Here is a 16,883-nt window from a genome sequence, read left to right on the forward strand (position 1 = left end):
TCTTTCGGGCAGTTCCAATTTAGGATGATAGATATAGTAAAGATAGTTCAATTAATTCTTTCAAAATCAAATTGGTAAGTTACCAGGCTGCCTTCTTCAACTCCTGTGATGGTTCTCCGATAATTACTGTTTCCCAGAAATTCATATTTTACTTTATGGGGATTTTTATAATCAGAATTCTCAAAAATTATTGAATCAGCGTTGTCCAGTGTTGCCTTAAATATTTTGGGATTAGAATTTTTAATTACGCTGAACAGAATTAAATCTTTCCCAATTTTTTCAATTTTAGTTTTAGCGCTGTAGGTGGTATCATTGTTTTCAATATAATGCCCTTCCTGCAAAATCCAGCCATCTTTTGTGACCTTCCACTTTTCATGTAATTCTCCGGAAAATGCAGCAGCCTTCCAATGGCCTACAAGATTATTTGAAAAGGAAAGTTTAGATTCGGAATTGATACTTTGGCAGGATGAAAATAAAACAAGGCTTAACAAATAAATGGTATATTTCATAACACCCTTAATTAAATTTATTATGTGCTGTTTCAGTGATAGAGGTTTTTTACTTCTACTTCAGGCAACCCCGATTGTTTAAAAGTATTATTCTCACTTGCATATTTAAGACGCTCCCTAAACTCACCACGCCATGTGTATTGTAACATAGTTCCGGAGATATTTGTTTTGAATTTACGGATAAAATTATCTTCAGTATCTAGGAGATAAATTATTTCCCCTCCATCAGAAATATATTTGACACCAAGCTTGCCTTTCGCCATGTCCAAATTTTTAAGAAATAATTCAGCAACCAAATTAACATCTATGGAATCTTGGTTTAAAGACGCAGAAAGATTTTTATAACCGGGAGGAATATCCAGTTTTATGGCACTTGTATAGTCAGCTCTTTCTGTTTCAGACGTTTTAAATTCGGCATATGAAAGATAAATTACTGCTGTAAGTACAAGAATATATAAGATTGATTTTTTAATAACCGAACTCCCTTTTTCTTCTATTGAAAACCAAGTGAACCTTTAAGATATTCCTAAACAGACAAGACAGTTATTAGGGTTAATAAGTTTAATCTAATTATCATTTGTAATATTTCTGTTTTCCAAATTATGAAAATAAATTCAGGAAGAGAGTTTGATATGTGTTTTTCGTCCTTCTCTAACGATTATTTCAATTATTTCTTCGATATCTTTTTCTGTTGTTCTGAAATTAACGATGCAGGCCCTTAAACAATACTTTCCATTTACGATTGCATTCGATAAAAACATTTCACCGGCCTTTTGTGTTTCATCAAGTAAAGCTTCATTTAATTTATTTAGATACTCTTCCTTTTTTGTATTGTCCAATGTTTGCTCCAAAGGAATATATCTCAAAGTTGTGATACTTAGGTTTTGGGTAACAGCATCCAGTTCAGGGTGTTTTAGCGCCAGGGCAAACAACAGTTTTGCCAATTCTATATCTTCGTTAATCATTTTAATGTAACCATTTTTACCAGCTTGTTGCAGAGTGAGCCATACTTTTAGTGCCCTGAAACCTCGGGAATTTTGTAGCCCAAATTCAAAAAAGTTTTGAGATGGGATTTCCTCGTCTTTGCTAAAATTATAATATTCCGGATTTGAGCTGTATGTGTCTATTAAATGTTGGGGATTCTTAACCAATGTACAACCGGCTTCTAGAGGGCTATACAACCATTTGTGTGGATCAAGAGCAATAGAATCCGCCTCTTCGGTACCGCTAAAAACAAAGCGTAGTTCAGGGATAACTGCAGCTGGGATACCATAAGCACCATCAATATGAAACCATAAATCGTAGGTTTTGCAAACCGCAGCAATCGCAGAAAGATTATCCACTACGCCAGTGCTAACATCGCCGGCTGTGCCAACTATCATAAATGGTTGGGCACCTTCTTTTAAATCATTTTTAATTGTACTCTCTAAAGCATCTATATTCATTTTGTTGTTTTCGTCAGTTTCAATCCAGCGTATAGATTTTGTGCCGTGTCCAAATAAAATGGCTGCTTTTTCAATCCATGTATGTGTGGTTTTAGAACAATAGATAGTCATTTTTGCAGAAGCAGAGAAACCATCTTCTTTAAAATTCGATGGGGCTTTGGCTGTCCGTGCAGCTAAAAAAGCGGTGAAATTTGCCATGTTTCCACCACTTACCAAAACACCGCCATAAGAAGGTGAAACACCAATAAATTCTGCAAGCCACTGAATTGTTTGTTTTTCAATTTCAGTTGCTATCGGGCTTAATATTTGTGCTCCCACATTGGGATTTACAGAGGCTGCCAGCAAATCTGCAAGAGCGCCTAATGGAGCAGCAGAAGATGTTATGTAGCCAAGAAATTTCGGGTGGCCATTAAAAAGCGAATGATTGAATAACAAATCGGTTGCTTTATAAAGCAGTTCTTGGGCTGAAGTGCCTTCTTCTGGTAAGGGTGATGATCCTAAAATGTTTTGTAGTTGCTTTGGAGATTCACCATTTGTAACAGGGCCTTCTCCAATTTTATTTATTAAGTCAGAAATAGAATGAATTAACTGCTCACCTGTTTTTTTGAATTCATCGCTCTTCATTTCAATTGGATTTTCTCTAAGATATGTCATTTGAATATTTCCTTTGGTTTGTATTTTTGGCATAAACTATGGCTGTCCTTTCAGACCTGTAAAACCTTGTAATGATTTATGGAATAACGGAGTTACTTTATTTCGGGTATACAATTTAGGATATTAATTTGCATCAATCTGTTTGAAGGAACAAAAAATAAAATTCTGCAGCACATTCGGGTGTTTTGTGGTTAACCGTTGTTGGCCCTAGCTTTGGTTAATTTTAATTTCTGTAAAGCCATTGAATCACAAAATCATCGAACTGTTCTGGTATTTCTATACTTGGATTATGTCCTGAATTATCAAATACATGAAAAGTTAAACTAGGATTTTCATTTTTGATTTCGCCCCACAGGACATATGGAGCTGAATAATCATGACGCCCAGATATGACTAAGACAGGTGTGCTTATTGTTTTGTATTTAGCAGAATTATCATAAGTAGATAATTCTTTCCTAAAATGATCAAGAAAATCCATATTGATTTCTGTATCTCCCCAAAATTCTGACATATCGAATTGAAGATCAAAACAAAATCTAGGGATATTTGCTGTATAGTACTTAACAAATTTTTGAGTCGGAGTAAGTTTGTTCATGTTTAACTTTGAAAATTCTTCCATGTTTTTTGTATAGACCTCTTTCCTCTCATCTGAAGCATTTGTTTCCCAGTAATCCTTTATAATATCTTTGTATTTCTTTGCTCTGGATGGTTTTGATCCTGTTGAAATTGAATAAGAAATTTTTTGTGGGTATTTCAATGCATAATCAAGAGGCAATGTGCCAAACATTGAGTGTCCAATAACTGCTATTTGGGGTAAATTAAGTGCCTTACGGACCTTTTCTATGTCATCTAAAATCATGTCGACAGTTAAGGTACTTACCATAGTTGAATCTAATTGGCTTGGATCAGCGTGGATTAATAAGAATTTATTTCGAAATTTCTCTGAATATAATCTATGCCCAAGATTCTCGCTACCTGTAAAAGCAACACATGGTATCCCATTTCCCTCAGCTGTATACTCGAAAATCGAATTAGGTATATCTATTTTGCCAGAAATTTCTTTTTGAGTGACACACCCGGTAATTAAGTACAAAAAGAAAATTACAAAAATTGATTTTCCAGTCATGATATATCCTCATTTTTTACGTTGGTCTTGCCCAAGAAAAGTAGACACCTTTTCCTTTTGATTTGAAATATTCAACAATATCAGAGCTCAATAATTTCATTTGCTATAAGTGATGAAGAAATAATATCAAGATCGCTATCACCGTCAAGGTCAAATGGGAAAACTGTTACGATATCATTTCTGATTAAGCTGTCTAAAACGTGAGTTGCGATGTGCAAGAGTATTATTATTAAATTCAACCACAATAATAATTGAAACTATGATTCGGGACATTTTAATACACTTTCAAAATGCGGTTTAGAGTTTTTTACTTCCATTGTGAGTCAATCTCCCCACACCCTTTAACTATACTATATAAAATTAGTAGATTCAACCATTTAAATTGGGTTTTCTAAAAAGCAAACCGCGTTTGATTACGAATTATGTCCTATCTTTCAAACGGATGGTTTTTACTCAAATGGCTTTCCTTGTTTGTAGCGAATTTGCTATATTCTCCTTTTGCAATCATGTGTAAAATTCTTATGAATAATTTTGATCTTATTGTTGTTGGCGCAGGCCCTGCCGGGTTACTGTCTGCAGGAAGAGCAGCTGAATTAGGTGCGAAAGTGTTGGTTTTGGAAAAGATGCGTTCTGAGGGGCGTAAGCTTTTAATTACCGGGAAAGGGCGTTGTAATATTACCAACAATAAACCAATTACCGAGTTTATAAAACATGTCTACCCCAAAGGCCGTTTTCTACGTAACGCTTTTTCGCATTTTTATTCCGATGATATTATGGCATTGTTGCACAGATATGGCGTTGAATCCAGCTTAAGCCGTGGTGGCCGATATTTCCCAACCAGCAATAAAGCGGCTGATGTTTTGGAAGCATTATTAAAATGGGTCAACGAATTAAAAGTGGAAATACGATGCGGCGAAAAAGTTGAAAAACTGCTTGTTGAAAATAATATTGTCAGAGGGGTTCAGGCCAATGGTAAAAATCTTATGGCTGAAAAAATAATCATTGCAACCGGTGGCAAATCTTATCCGGCAACAGGCTCCAATGGCGATGGTTATGAGTTGGCAAGGCGAGTGGGTCACTCCATTGTCAAAGCACGGCCGGCATTGGTACCATTGGAAACAGAAGGGGGCATTGCACAAAAACTTCAGGGTCTTAATCTGAAAAATGTGCGGGCATCTGTTTGGGTAGAAAACAAAAAAATAGCTGAAGAATTTGGTGAAATGATATTTACGCATTTTGGATTGTCGGGACCGATTATCCTTACTTTAAGCCGCACTGTAGTTGATGAGCTTCAAAAGAAAAACAGGGTAGATGTCAGCATTGATCTTAAGCCGGCGCTAGATGAACAAAAACTTGATCGTCGTTTACAACGTGATTTGAATGAGCATGGCAAAAAGAAGATTGGTAATATTTTCAGTTTTTGGTTGCCCTCAAAAATGATCCCGGTTTTTATAGAGCTTTTGGGAATCGATTCGGAGAAAGAATGCCATCAGATTTCCGGTAAAGAACGAAAACAAATCCGGCATTTACTAAAAAATCTGCCTTTTAAAATTTCACATCACCGTTCTTTTAAAGAGGCAATCATTACAGCAGGCGGCATTCCAACCAGTGAAATATCCCAGAAAACCATGGAATCCAAAATTATAAAAAATCTCTATTTTGCCGGTGAAATGATTGACGTGGATGCCAAGACAGGCGGTTATAATTTGCAAATTGCATATTCAACTGGGTGGCTTGCCGGACACTCATCTATAACAAAATGAAATCCTACGCTCTCTTTCTCTTTACAAAATCAATCCCAAATAAAACTAATACTATAATTAAGGCGAAAAAATAAATAGTTGTTGCCACACTTTTTACAATCGTAAATAAGTTTGTTATTTCCACTGAAAAATTGGTAATGGCAGGGTAACTATTTAGCATAAAGATTATCCCAATATTTTCTATGTAATCAGCCATTCCCGCAAGAAGTGGAACCAGGCATAAATAGAAAAAAATGCTATCAAGCTTGTTTATTTTGTTCAAGAAAAAAGCAATAAGCAGGCAGTAGCCGATTCCAAAGAGAAAAGGATAAAACATGTCCGCAGGAATTTGAAGGAATAAGTAGAGCTCCCGACCATTCTCCCCCAAGAGTTTGAAAAGTGAATTAACGTATTCAAAGTTATATCCTGTTGGCATCATATCCAGTAATTTCATGCCGTTTGAATGGGCCATTACTTTTGGGATTGAAAATGCCAGCATAAAAGAATATACAAGGTTTGTAAGAACAAAAAGGAAAAGTACCTTCTTCCCATTTATATTTTTGCTAATCAAGGCTTTTAAAAATTTCATAGTTTTATAATCCGGCTTTTATGGTTATGTTTTTTAACCTTATATTTTTTTGCCTCAAACTATCTTTTATAAAAAATGTAATCTGAAACGATGGGTTGAATTCCACTTTTTCTAAAATCTGATATTATTTGTCCCCGATGATGTGTTGAATGGTTGGCAATGTGAAATAAAATATCACTGACCTTGTTGTTAAACTTCTCACCTCTTGAGTTTTGATAATGAATTATTTTACCAAAATCTACATCATCCAAAATATTAAACGTATTCTGATAATTGTCCAGATTTATTTTAGAGCACTCTGATATTTCATGAATTTGATTTACTCCAAATAAATCACCGGATAAAATTCGTGCATTCCAAATTTGATGGGCGTTTAAAATATGGCAAAATAAAGGGAAACTTGTTTCAGGCAAATGCTTTATTTCCTTTTCTATTTCTTTAAACATTCTCTGATTAAATTCAAAGTGGTATTCAAATATTTCCCTAAACAATTCTTTCATAATTTTTTCTTAATTAAACAAGATATTTTACCTGTATTAAAGCGCGCGAATGTTTTGTAGTAAATTATGTTTACTCAGTCTAAATATGGACCGGTTTATTTTGGTTCGAGGGTCATAACATACTCATAACTCTCATCCAGATAGGAAGCCAGGTTGTCCAAATCTTGCAACATTGAATCTGGTACCAAAATATATCCTTTCATAACCGCGCCATAAGATTTATAGATGGTTGTATTAAACTCATCCATGTATTTTTCCTGGACATCTTTAGAAAACCGGATTCCGATTTCGCCTGCTTTATTTAGTAACGAAAACATATAGCCGTTGGCGGAAGTATAGGGCATGGTCTTACCTTTACGCTCAAATCTTGAGCATTTTGCTACAAGTTCATCGTAAACTTTTAATTGTTCTTTCCATGTACTCATTGTTTTTCTGCAAACTCCTTAAATTGTCTCATCCATTTTTCGCCTTGTTTTCGGTATATTCCCGGGAATAAAATGGCCATCAGTTTTGGCATCACCCAATTAATCCGTGTATACTCAAATTCATAATCGTACCGTGTCTGGTTTTCAGAAAGTGATGAAAACGTACATTTCATAGTATTGTCCATGTGCTCATGATGGTAGAATGCTTCAAATGAATCGGGTAGACGATTGGATGTGATTGTTTCTGTGAGCAGCATATCTCGCTTGCCATCAGAATAATACATTTTTGAAACGGCACCTTCCTGACCTTCACTGCCGCTGATCAATTCTTTCTTGACAAATCCATCCTGGTACTCTTTTAGGTTGCCCGGATCAGCAAACAATTTTGCAACCATACTTTTAGGCTGGCTGATATCTATAGAACCTTTAATTTTCATAAAATCTCCACGGATATTGAGTTGAATTCACATGAATAGCGCAAAATATAATCACCAATAATAAAAACCAAACTGCAGCGTGTGTTTACTTATTTGATTGGATGTTAGATATTCAATAATTTTGTTTTACAAATCAGGAATCCAAAGAATTGATGTGAACCTATTATTTCCAAAGCCCCGCTCATTTTATAAAAACCGAAAATCAATAGTCTTTATTTCTTTGATATTCATTTTTTTGTCTTTGATTTTATGGCCGGTAAGCCAGCCATTCCCGGTTGATTATTCCACAATTGTTTATGACCGAAATGGAGAAATGTTATCGGTTTTTTTAAATAAAGGCGAACAATGGCATTTCCCACCTAATGATTCTCTGATTGTGCCTGAGAAACTGAAGAAAAGTGTTACCCAATTTGAAGACCGTTATTTTGATTATCACCCGGGTGTGAACCTAATTTCCCTTGCGCGGGCAACCTGGCAAAATATCTCATCGGGAAAAGTTATAAGTGGTGCAAGTACAATAACCATGCAAGTGGCCAGATTAAGTAATCCTAAAAAAAGAACAATCTGGAGCAAGATTTTGGAAATGTTTTATGCTGTGCGACTGGAGGTTTGGTACTCCAAATCAGAAATCCTTAACATGTATTTAAACCATGCGCCGTATGGCGGCAACACTGTTGGCTACCGCGCTGCAAGCTGGCGTTATTTTGGTAAAGAACCAACCGCACTTACCTGGGCAGAATCTGCAACATTGGCTGTTTTACCAAACGCTCCTGGGCTAATTTCTCCCCAGAGCAACCCGCAAAAATTATTAACCAAACGTGACCGGCTTTTACAAAATCTGGAAATTGAGGGCATAATTTCTGAACAGGATTTACAATTGGCCCGGCTGGAAAAAATCCCTGCAAAAGTTTTTGATTTGCCTTTTGAAGCGCCACATTTTACAACTAAAATAAATAAAACTGTAAAACAGGGCAGGGTATTTTTTAGCTCAATCGATCAAAAAATACAAAAAAGAGCTGAGGAAATAATAAGCAATCATGCCGGGTATTTACAACAGCAAGGTATTTCCAATGCGGCCGCTATAGTGTGTAATACACAATCCGGCGAGATAACAGCTTATATTGGATCTCACGATTTTTGGGACAAAGAAAACAATGGAATGGTTGATGGTGTTCTTGCACCTCGTTCATCCGGCTCTATTTTAAAACCACTTTTATATGCTTTAAGCATGGATGACGGCCTGATTTTGCCAACTACAAAAATGCGTGATATCCCAACTTTTTATGGACCTTTCTCACCGTCTAATGCTGATGAAAAATTTCGTGGTGTTGTAACAGCGCAAACAGCTTTGACACATTCTTTAAATATTCCTGCTGTACGTTTACTAAATACATTTGGCTATGCAGATTTTTATGAATATTTGAAATTGTCAGGTCTTAACCATCTTTTCAGATCAGCGGATGATTATGGGTTGCCTCTTATTTTGGGTGGCGCTGAAGTTACGCTTTTAGAAATGGCACAAATGTATTGCAGCCTGGCAACTCCATTAATAAATAGAGAACAGTTTACCTCAGAGGACGTAGAAAGCACGAAGAAAAAAAATGCAATAAACAAAAACAAAATCAAAGAAAATATTTTAGATTACACTCTGTTGAGTGAAACGAAATCCCGATTTCAATCGGGGCGTACTCAGCGGGCTCCGCGGTTAAATGAGTCACAGTCAATAATTTCAAAAGGTGCAGCATATTTAACTCTTCAAATGCTTAAAGAAGTAAACCGTCCGGGAGCGGAATACTACTGGCAGCAGTTTCAAAACCAATGGCCATTGGCCTGGAAAACCGGAACGAGTTATGGCCAGCGCGATGCCTGGGCAGTTGGCGTCAATCCCCAATGGACAATAGCAGTTTGGGCCGGAAATTTTACCGGGGAAGGTAACCCTGAATTAGCCGGTTCACGCAGCGCCGGACCTATCCTTTTTGATTTGTTTAACATGCTGCCCAAAGACAAATCTTTACACTGGTTTGAGCGTCCGGAGAATGAATTAAGTGATGTAAAAATCTGTAAATGGAGTGGCAATCTCGACTCAGAACATTGCCCTGATCCGGTTATTGCAGATGCACCACGCTTAATGAAAACCATGCGCCTTTGTCCCTGGCACCGTTCGCTTTTTGTGGACACAAAAGAAAAATACGAGGTTTGTTCTTTGTGCTGGCAGGAAGGTGCATATCATAAAGTTCAAAAACTTATTCTGCCTGCGGATATAAATCAATACCTGCGCCAGCAAGGCCAGATAATTGAAAAGGTGCCGATGCACAATCCTGCATGCCCGGGAGAACACAATGAACCCGTTTTGGAGATAATCTACCCTACGGAAAATGCGCACATTTGGGTTCCGCGTGATTATGATGGATTATATCAAAAAGTGACCATCCGTGCTGTTCACCGCCAGGAAAATATAAAAGTTTTTTGGTATCTGGATGATTTTTATGCAGGTGAAACAAGCGAATCCCATGTAAAAAACCTGAGTCTTGAAAATGGCTGGCACAGGCTGGTTTTAGTTGATGAAAATGGCCGCAAATCAGAACGCCACTTTTTTAGCGGGAAGAATTGATGAGTCACATTTTAGCTTTATTTAAAATCGTTTTGTATATTCACCTTATTTCTAAAAAGGTTGATAATTATGTATGTAGATTTTGTTTCAGATGATCATTTTAAGGATTGTGTAAGACATGTATTAGAACCATACAATAATGCAACTCAATTAAAAATCTCTTTGGAAGAAGCAATTGACCGAGGTGATATATTTATGAGCAGCTTGTTTAGCAATGTAGTCGATCCATTTAAAATGACTTTTGAAATTGAGAAAATTGGAATAACAGAATGGGTAAAAAAAGAAATACTGCGTCAATTAGATAAATCTGTTGAACAGAAAATGGGTGAGTTTCATCAGAAGTTATTGGGAGGTGTATCAGGCTGGGAAGATTTACAAGTTGGAAATGAAGTAGATTTAAAAAATGAAGAGGAAAATATTTTTATTGAAATTAAAAATAAGTTCAACACATGTAGTTCTGATGCCCTAAAAGGTGTCCGTAGAAAATTAGAGGAAATTACAAGAGCTAATCATGAAGCAAGAGCATATTGGGCGTATGTTATTGCAAACTCAGTATTGCGGTCTGGTGAAGATGTTTGGATAAAAAAGGGTTTTAATAAGATTGATAATGTTAAAAAAGTATGGGGGGCAAATGTTTATGAACTTGTTACTGGTAGCCCTGATTCATTAGAAGAAGTATATTCTATTTTACCAAAAGTAATAAATGATGTATTATTTGAAACCGAAGCAGTAGAAATATCAGTTTTAATTGATGAAATCATTGTCTTGCTTGAGCCACACCTTCAGGAAATCCAAAACAATATCTTTAATATAGTTTTTAGGAATAGATGACTTTTTTTGGCAAAAATTCTGGGTGATTTTTATATACATCATTTAGAAATCTAACAAGTGAATACCCAATTTCTTTGGCCAAGTTTACCGGAACCGCATTGCCAATTTGCTTGTATTGTTGATTAATTGAACCGGCAAAACTCCAATCATCCGGAAAAGTTTGTATACGTGCATATTCATTAACCGTAAATGGTCTTGTTTCATCTGGGTGACATCGTTCTGTTTGTTTCTGTGCCGGGCTGCATGTTAAAGTTAAACTTGGTTCGTCCCAACTCATTCTACGTGCCATTCCTGTTTTGCCACCACCAAGATAAAAGCTTTTCATCATATATTCTTTTTGGGTTTCAAGTGGTAAGTCACGCCAATATCCACCAGGAGGCACCATTTTCAAGATTTCTTTTTTACGTTTCGGATATTTTGTACCACCTGATTTTGGAACATCAGTCGGATAAAGTTCACCTTTTTTCAGGGCATCTTTCAGGTTATATATTTTTTTATAAGGTTTTGGAAACTCAAAGTCTATTTCAATATCTTTTCGTATTCCGACAATTAAAATCCTTTCACGCTTTTGCGGTACGTTATAAAAAATTGCTTTAAGTATTTTTGGATTTAGAACCTTATATCCAAGTTCATCAAGTATCGAAACCATACCTTCTAGTGTGCGCCCATTGTCGTGATTTAAAAGTCCCCTTACATTTTCACCAACGCAAATCAACGGTTTCACTTCATCAACAATTCTGGCAAATTCATAAAATAAAGTCCCTCTGGCATCCTTGAACCCAAGCTTATTGCCTGCATAACTAAAAGCCTGACAAGGAAACCCTCCTGTTACAACATCTACTTTATTTTCATATTTTTTTAAATTAAGATTTTTGACATCATCCTCGATCACATTCCATTTTGGCCTGTTTGTTCTTAGTGTTTCTGCTGCCCAATGGTCTATTTCATTCAGCGCTAAACAGCTTAAACCAGCCTGTTCTAATCCAATAGCTAAACCACCAGCACCAGCAAAAAGCTCGATAACATTGTATTTAAAATTTGCTTCAATTTTGTTGTCTTTGTGATCGGGATTAAATAAAAAATCGAGCTCATCAAAAATTGAGAGCTGCTCTTTTCGGTATACCCTGTAATTGCTCATGGGTTCTCGAACTGCATTTAATTTTCCGTTATTGTCCCACCGTCGTAAAGTTTCTTTACTTTTACCTAAAAGATCAGCAACTTCTGATAAAGTGTAGAATTCCTTCATAATAACCAAGTTGTTAAACATTATACATGGTTATTAATTTAGATAGTCATGTTTTGTCTTGCAAATAGATTTTGTATTTTGCTGAAATTTTTTTTCAAAGGCCCCAATCATGGTGAAATATGATGATGAAGAAATAATAAAAGTACCGCGTTTCAAGGATGTTGAAGGTTTTTATACAACTAAAGAACGATCCGAGTTAATGTCTAAAATAAAAGGTAAGAATACGAAACCTGAATTAGACTTTAGAAAAGAACTTTGGCGAAGAGGGATAAGGTATAGAATCAATTACAAAAAGCTCCCAGGAAAGCCTGATATTGTAAGTAAAAAATATAAGCTCATTATTTTTATTGATGGTGAGTTTTGGCACGGCTATAATTGGAATGAGAAAAAACAAAAGATAAAATCTAATCGGGATTTTTGGATTCCTAAAATTGAGCGTAACATGCAAAGGGACAGGCATAATAATGAGACACTTAAAAATATGGGTTATAAGGTTTTTAGGTTTTGGGATTTTGAAATAAAAAAACATTTAACTGAATGCCTTGAACAGGTGTTTGATTATTTAAACGAAATAGAAATCAAATATAAAAATAACTGAAAGGACAATTATCTTTTCAGTTATTTTTTTGTATTATTCTATCGTTGCACCAAGATTATTTAAAAGCCGATGCAAGGCTTCTAATGATTCATTATCGGCGTTTTGTAATATACTGGTTGCCGCATGTTCCAAAGTTAAAGAAGCTTCTCCCAATATCTTTGTCCCGGTATTTGATAGTCTTACAAGACTAACCCGTGCATCCCGTTGATTCGTTTCTTTTTCTATCAAACCAATTTTTTCCATTGGTGCTAAAAGCCGTGTTATCCCGGAGGCTGTTAAACCAACCCGGCCGGCTAAATCAATGCGCCTTAATTTTTGTTGTGGGGCAATACTTAAGTGAAACATAATTATAAATTCGCTAAAACTTATCCCATGCACGCCCAAGTGCGCGTCAAAACGTTTATTTATTGTAGTCTGAACCATTGAAAGGTTCATGAACATTTTTAGATTTGAACTTGTTTGCTGCATTTTGTTTTTCTCTTCCTGTTTTTTTTGATTGACATATGCTTGATAGCTCAATTACTTTGCAAGTGTAAGAATATTTTAATGAGAAAACAAATTTACTATTTAAAATCTTTTGCAGAAGCTAACTTACTGCTCAGTATTATAGAATAGAAGGCAAAAATAATGGCTATTAGGTGTCCATAGATTTGACGGTATGAAATTAAAATGATTATAATTCTTTTATAGAGGAATTATTTGTTTCCTATACGATTTTAGGACGGAATAATGACGGTAAAAACGATTTCACTTATACTTTAATATAAATCCTACATCGTCTTTTGTTATGTTTCGAGTATAATCTTATCAAAACGGTAAAACTATATTTTGCCATTTGTACATTTCTGTTTGACATTGAATGATTTCACGTACTATTTTTGGCACCTTTATTTAGAAAAGGACAAGATGAGAAGAACTACTTCATTATCTGAAATATTATTTTTTTGCGTTTTAAATTTTATTCTCATTCAAAACTGTTCCGAACCTTCCGGAACTGACAAGGAAAAGAAAGAGAACCCTACTCAACTTAGCCTTTCTGATTTTGAATCGGCCACTACCTGTAAAGGATGCCACCCAACACATTATGATGAATGGAAAGGTTCGATGCATGCCTATGCTTTTGTAGACCCTCTTAATACTAAAATGAGGAGTGATTTGAGCATTAAAGTTGGTAAAGAAACCCTTGGCGGTTTTTGTCTGCAATGCCATAGCCCGATTGCCGTACTTACAGGTAACACTGAAATGGGCTTTGACAGGGGAAATGCTGATCCCATAGTTATGGAAGGCATAACCTGCGATGTCTGTCATCTCATGGAAAAAGCATCGCCCACAGCGGTTGGGGAAGCGGAATACCATTTTGATGTTACCAGTGGAAAACGGTATGCTAATTTGGATCAACCTGTAAAAAGTGCATTTCATAAAACTGAAAGCAAAGAGGTTTTCTCAAAATCGGAAATATGTCTGCCCTGCCATGACCTGATCAACCAAAATGGTGTTGAAGCAGAAATTACTTTTACCGAGTGGGAGAGAAGCCCTTATAAAAGTTGGGATATAGAGTGCCAGGGATGCCATATGGAAACCTATTCCGGGAAAGCAGCGGTTAACGGTCCAGAAAGACCATTTTTGCATCGCCACGATTTTGTCGGTGTTGATGTTTCTTTACTTGATGATTTTCCAAACCAGGAAAAACAAAGACAACAGATTGAAAAACTTTTAAAAACCGCTTTGGAAATGGAAGTTAATGTCCCATCATCAATAAATCCGGATTCTGTCCTTAAAGTTGATGTAAAAGTTAAAAATACTTTAACCGGGCACGATGTACCATCTTCTGTAACTTTTGTCCGGCAAGTCTGGTTAGAAGTATCTGTAAGTTCGGGTGGCGATACGATCTATAAAAGCGGTTTCTTTGATGCCAATGGCGATCTTAAGGATGGGCATTCAGTTTTGGAGCCCGGTGCTGACCCAAACTTGGTAATTTTTCAAAGTGCCCTGTTTAATGGCGGTTCCTCGGCGGATGTTTTTACAGCAGATTCTATTTATATCGGAAGTATTGCCCCTTTGGAAGTTAAAAAAGCTCAATACTCAATTTTTGTACCGCAATCTATCGGAAGTGAATTGACAGTTAATGTGCGTCTTCGTTTCAGGGCAATTCCACCTTATATTCTACGTGACATAGATGAAAGTTTTGTAAAGAAAATCCCCGTATTTGATATGGAGGCTTTTGCTACAATTGTTGAGGTGATATAGGATGACTTTACAAAAAATCAAAATCGGTTGGTTAGTTTTATTTCAACTCCCTCAAACTCAGGTTCTAAACGGCAAACGCCTCCAACACACACAAATCCGGCCTGGCGCGATCCATATAAAACTGAAAGTTGATGGCTGCCCCCAAAACTAAAAATAACATTTCCATATAGCCATGTATTTTTTTTGTTATTCGGAACATTGTTCAATTGGTTTTCATTTGTAATCTCGCCCACCAAGGCCATTGTTAACCAAGGTGAATGTGAAAATTCAAGCAACGCCAGCTCACTGTCAAACTCACTTTTATCTTTAACGTTTAATGTATGTTGGTGTTGAAGCGAAACATGAATCTGGTTTCTTGAATTTAAATTGTAATATAAGTCAACCAGAGGCGTAATATTTTCTGTGCCGCTAGATAAATCATAACTCCAATCAAGAGCGGTTAAAACTTCCCAGGAATCGCCAAATGGCCTGGTTACCTCAAAGTAATACTCTTCAAACTGGCGTTGATTTTTTTGGTTATTTGTAAGGCTGTAATTAAGCATCAATTGCCAGAGGTCATCAGGGAACCAGGTTAGCTCAAATTGATAACCCATTTCGTTATTCATTTCAACCAGATGAGGATGACGGTTAAGAAGTGTAAAGGAATGTTCGCGTAAAAGTGATGGACCTGCAGCATATTCGATTTGATATTTATTAGGAAATAATAAATTATTATAATTCTTATGTTCAGCTGTTAAAGTAAATTTTTCAAAAATGGCATTTAGGGCTATGTAATTACTTAACTTCCTTTCCCATTGCGGGGAGGCAACTTCCAGATAAATATCGAACCAATCATAAATATAATTTATATTTGCGGCCATTATGGATTTCTTTTTGTCCTTATCCTGTACAAGGGCACTGGCACCAATTTTTAATTCCTTATTTAACTTTACACCTAAATCAGTTCCATAAAAAAGTTTTGCTCTGCGATTATAGGAATCACGTATTTTGCCTGCAATTACTTGGCTGTTAAAAACTTTTGTCCTGTACTTTAATTGCAATCCTTCAATATTGTTGTCTACCGGTATATTTCGGTTTTCATAAGTACGTAAAATCAAACCTCGCCCAAACATAGAATAAAAATTTCCTAAGCGGGCCGTTAAACCTTCGTAGTTTAGCTCAACAAATTTGTATGTTAATTCATGTTTTTTAACAAGATCAGGTTGTTGAAATTTGGAAGGGTCAGGCGGATCATTTACTTCAAAGCGAAGACCTGTTTTAAGAAAATCATATTGATAATTAATGTCGGTCCAATTTTCCCAAATGGTACGGTTTTCATTTTGCCAGTTGGAGTACTCACTCTGGTTTTTTATGATCAGCTGGGCAGGCAGTATGTGAACCAGTAAAAACAGAAGGAACAGTAAATATGGAATCTTTTTCATTTAATCGTATTCAATTATTCTTTTGTTTTAAGCAGTTTTAAAATCTCTTTTTCAAGGACTTCTTCATCACCTTCGCGATAGCCAACATGGCTGTAAACAATCTCTCCTTTTTTATTTACCAGGAAAGAGTGTGGGACAACGCTTACAAGAAGCGATTCGCCGACTTCCTTATCCGGATCAATCAAATACGTAAAATCGTATTTATGAGAGCGGGCAAATGCTTTTACTTTAACCAGGCTGCGGGGCGAATCTTGAGAGATAGTCAAAACCTGAATATCAATATCTTCATTTCTATCTAAAACTTTCTGCACTTTTGGAAATTCCAGTTTGCAGGGTTTGCACCAGGTGGCCCAAAACAAAATTACAGTTGCATCATGATCCAGGTTTTCATTGATAGAAAATGATTCGCCATTTATATCATTCAAAGTTAAATGAGATATATTTTGGGCGGGGCTTAATAGTGGGACAAAAAACAGGACTAAAATGATTTTTTTTAACATGA

17 protein-coding genes are annotated in these 16,883 nt (G+C 36.0%); 5 read left to right on the plus strand and 12 right to left on the minus strand.

The window, feature by feature from the left end:
• Positions 1-47 precede the first annotated feature (47 nt).
• The 4 genes from HND50_13805 to HND50_13820 form a co-directional block, all read right to left on the minus strand.
• On the minus strand, positions 48-509 hold the full coding sequence (locus HND50_13805; protein NOG46310.1) for a hypothetical protein: 462 nt from the start codon (positions 507-509) through the stop codon (positions 48-50).
• Positions 510-541: 32 nt separating this feature from the next.
• Positions 542-805, minus strand: a complete 264-nt coding sequence (locus tag HND50_13810; protein NOG46311.1) for a hypothetical protein — start codon at positions 803-805, stop codon at positions 542-544.
• A gap of 318 nt (positions 806-1,123) precedes the next feature.
• Positions 1,124-2,608: an aminotransferase class V-fold PLP-dependent enzyme gene (locus HND50_13815; GenBank protein NOG46312.1), complete on the minus strand. Its 1,485-nt coding sequence runs from the start codon at positions 2,606-2,608 to the stop codon at positions 1,124-1,126.
• 223 nt (positions 2,609-2,831) lie between these two features.
• Entirely contained in the window at positions 2,832-3,734 is a 903-nt protein-coding gene (locus HND50_13820; GenBank protein ID NOG46313.1) for an alpha/beta fold hydrolase, read from the minus strand.
• Positions 3,735-4,240: 506 nt separating this feature from the next.
• Here HND50_13820 and HND50_13825 point away from each other — a divergent pair.
• Positions 4,241-5,497, plus strand: coding sequence for an NAD(P)/FAD-dependent oxidoreductase (locus tag HND50_13825; protein NOG46314.1), 1,257 nt, complete (start codon positions 4,241-4,243; stop codon positions 5,495-5,497).
• Between the two features lie 4 nt (positions 5,498-5,501).
• Here the strand turns inward: HND50_13825 and HND50_13830 are convergent, their stop codons facing one another.
• The 4 genes from HND50_13830 to HND50_13845 form a co-directional block, all read right to left on the minus strand.
• Positions 5,502-6,065, minus strand: a complete 564-nt coding sequence (locus HND50_13830; GenBank protein NOG46315.1) for a hypothetical protein — start codon at positions 6,063-6,065, stop codon at positions 5,502-5,504.
• A 59-nt stretch (positions 6,066-6,124) separates the two neighbouring features.
• Entirely contained in the window at positions 6,125-6,565 is a 441-nt protein-coding gene (locus HND50_13835) for a damage-inducible protein DinB (GenBank protein ID NOG46316.1), read from the minus strand.
• A 95-nt stretch (positions 6,566-6,660) separates the two neighbouring features.
• Positions 6,661-6,990 carry a hypothetical protein gene (locus HND50_13840; GenBank protein NOG46317.1) on the minus strand — a complete coding sequence of 110 codons (330 nt, stop codon included), beginning with the start codon at positions 6,988-6,990 and terminating at the stop codon, positions 6,661-6,663.
• Complete coding sequence (locus tag HND50_13845; protein NOG46318.1) at positions 6,987-7,427, minus strand: SRPBCC family protein; 441 nt, start codon at positions 7,425-7,427, stop codon at positions 6,987-6,989. Before HND50_13845 ends, HND50_13840 begins: the two co-directional genes overlap by 4 nt.
• 154 nt (positions 7,428-7,581) lie before the next feature.
• Here HND50_13845 and pbpC point away from each other — a divergent pair, with 154 nt between their 5' ends.
• Together pbpC and HND50_13855 are read left to right on the plus strand one after the other, a co-directional pair.
• Positions 7,582-10,038, plus strand: a complete 2,457-nt coding sequence (pbpC, locus tag HND50_13850; GenBank protein NOG46319.1) for a penicillin-binding protein 1C — start codon at positions 7,582-7,584, stop codon at positions 10,036-10,038.
• Between the two features lie 69 nt (positions 10,039-10,107).
• Entirely contained in the window at positions 10,108-10,869 is a 762-nt protein-coding gene (locus HND50_13855; GenBank protein NOG46320.1) for an Eco47II family restriction endonuclease, read from the plus strand.
• On the opposite strand, the gene dcm is transcribed toward HND50_13855, so the two are convergent.
• Complete coding sequence (gene dcm, locus HND50_13860; GenBank protein NOG46321.1) at positions 10,856-12,115, minus strand: DNA (cytosine-5-)-methyltransferase; 1,260 nt, start codon at positions 12,113-12,115, stop codon at positions 10,856-10,858. The two genes, HND50_13855 and dcm, sit on opposite strands and share 14 nt — an antisense overlap.
• Before the next feature lie 109 nt (positions 12,116-12,224).
• On the opposite strand from dcm, the gene HND50_13865 reads away from it, so the two are divergent.
• Positions 12,225-12,713 (plus strand): very short patch repair endonuclease, encoded by a 489-nt coding sequence (locus tag HND50_13865; protein ID NOG46322.1) that lies wholly within the window; start codon positions 12,225-12,227, stop codon positions 12,711-12,713.
• A 33-nt stretch (positions 12,714-12,746) separates the two neighbouring features.
• Here HND50_13865 and HND50_13870 read toward each other — a convergent pair whose 3' ends face one another.
• Positions 12,747-13,136 (minus strand): winged helix-turn-helix transcriptional regulator, encoded by a 390-nt coding sequence (locus HND50_13870; protein ID NOG46323.1) that lies wholly within the window; start codon positions 13,134-13,136, stop codon positions 12,747-12,749.
• 483 nt (positions 13,137-13,619) lie between these two features.
• Between HND50_13870 and HND50_13875 the strand changes: the two genes are divergently transcribed.
• Complete coding sequence (locus tag HND50_13875; protein NOG46324.1) at positions 13,620-14,960, plus strand: hypothetical protein; 1,341 nt, start codon at positions 13,620-13,622, stop codon at positions 14,958-14,960.
• 17 nt (positions 14,961-14,977) lie between these two features.
• Here the strand turns inward: HND50_13875 and HND50_13880 are convergent, their stop codons facing one another.
• Both HND50_13880 and HND50_13885 read right to left on the minus strand, forming a co-directional pair.
• Positions 14,978-16,381 carry a hypothetical protein gene (locus HND50_13880; protein ID NOG46325.1) on the minus strand — a complete coding sequence of 468 codons (1,404 nt, stop codon included), beginning with the start codon at positions 16,379-16,381 and terminating at the stop codon, positions 14,978-14,980.
• Between the two features lie 14 nt (positions 16,382-16,395).
• Positions 16,396-16,881, minus strand: coding sequence for a TlpA family protein disulfide reductase (locus HND50_13885; protein ID NOG46326.1), 486 nt, complete (start codon positions 16,879-16,881; stop codon positions 16,396-16,398).
• Positions 16,882-16,883: the final 2 nt, after the last annotated feature.

It is taken from the genome of Calditrichota bacterium, from assembly GCA_013112635.1.
In the GTDB taxonomy this organism is placed as follows: Bacteria; Calditrichota; Calditrichia; order Calditrichales; family J004; genus JABFGF01.

Bases quoted from the DNA above. Each gene is read 5' to 3' on its own strand.
- HND50_13805 (NOG46310.1), bottom strand. From the start codon at position 509: ATGAAATATACCATTTATTTGTTAAGCCTTGTTTTATTTTCATCCTGC.
- HND50_13815 (NOG46312.1), bottom strand. From the start codon at position 2,608: ATGACATATCTTAGAGAAAATCCAATTGAAATGAAGAGCGATGAATTC.
- HND50_13820 (NOG46313.1), bottom strand. From the start codon at position 3,734: ATGACTGGAAAATCAATTTTTGTAATTTTCTTTTTGTACTTAATTACC.
- HND50_13825 (NOG46314.1), top strand. From the start codon at position 4,241: ATGTGTAAAATTCTTATGAATAATTTTGATCTTATTGTTGTTGGCGCA.
- HND50_13830 (NOG46315.1), bottom strand. From the start codon at position 6,065: ATGAAATTTTTAAAAGCCTTGATTAGCAAAAATATAAATGGGAAGAAG.
- HND50_13835 (NOG46316.1), bottom strand. From the start codon at position 6,565: ATGAAAGAATTGTTTAGGGAAATATTTGAATACCACTTTGAATTTAAT.
- HND50_13840 (NOG46317.1), bottom strand. From the start codon at position 6,990: ATGAGTACATGGAAAGAACAATTAAAAGTTTACGATGAACTTGTAGCA.
- HND50_13845 (NOG46318.1), bottom strand. From the start codon at position 7,427: ATGAAAATTAAAGGTTCTATAGATATCAGCCAGCCTAAAAGTATGGTT.
- HND50_13855 (NOG46320.1), top strand. From the start codon at position 10,108: ATGTATGTAGATTTTGTTTCAGATGATCATTTTAAGGATTGTGTAAGA.
- dcm (NOG46321.1), bottom strand. From the start codon at position 12,115: ATGAAGGAATTCTACACTTTATCAGAAGTTGCTGATCTTTTAGGTAAA.
- HND50_13865 (NOG46322.1), top strand. From the start codon at position 12,225: ATGGTGAAATATGATGATGAAGAAATAATAAAAGTACCGCGTTTCAAG.
- HND50_13870 (NOG46323.1), bottom strand. From the start codon at position 13,136: ATGGTTCAGACTACAATAAATAAACGTTTTGACGCGCACTTGGGCGTG.
- HND50_13875 (NOG46324.1), top strand. From the start codon at position 13,620: ATGAGAAGAACTACTTCATTATCTGAAATATTATTTTTTTGCGTTTTA.
- HND50_13880 (NOG46325.1), bottom strand. From the start codon at position 16,381: ATGAAAAAGATTCCATATTTACTGTTCCTTCTGTTTTTACTGGTTCAC.
- HND50_13885 (NOG46326.1), bottom strand. From the start codon at position 16,881: ATGTTAAAAAAAATCATTTTAGTCCTGTTTTTTGTCCCACTATTAAGC.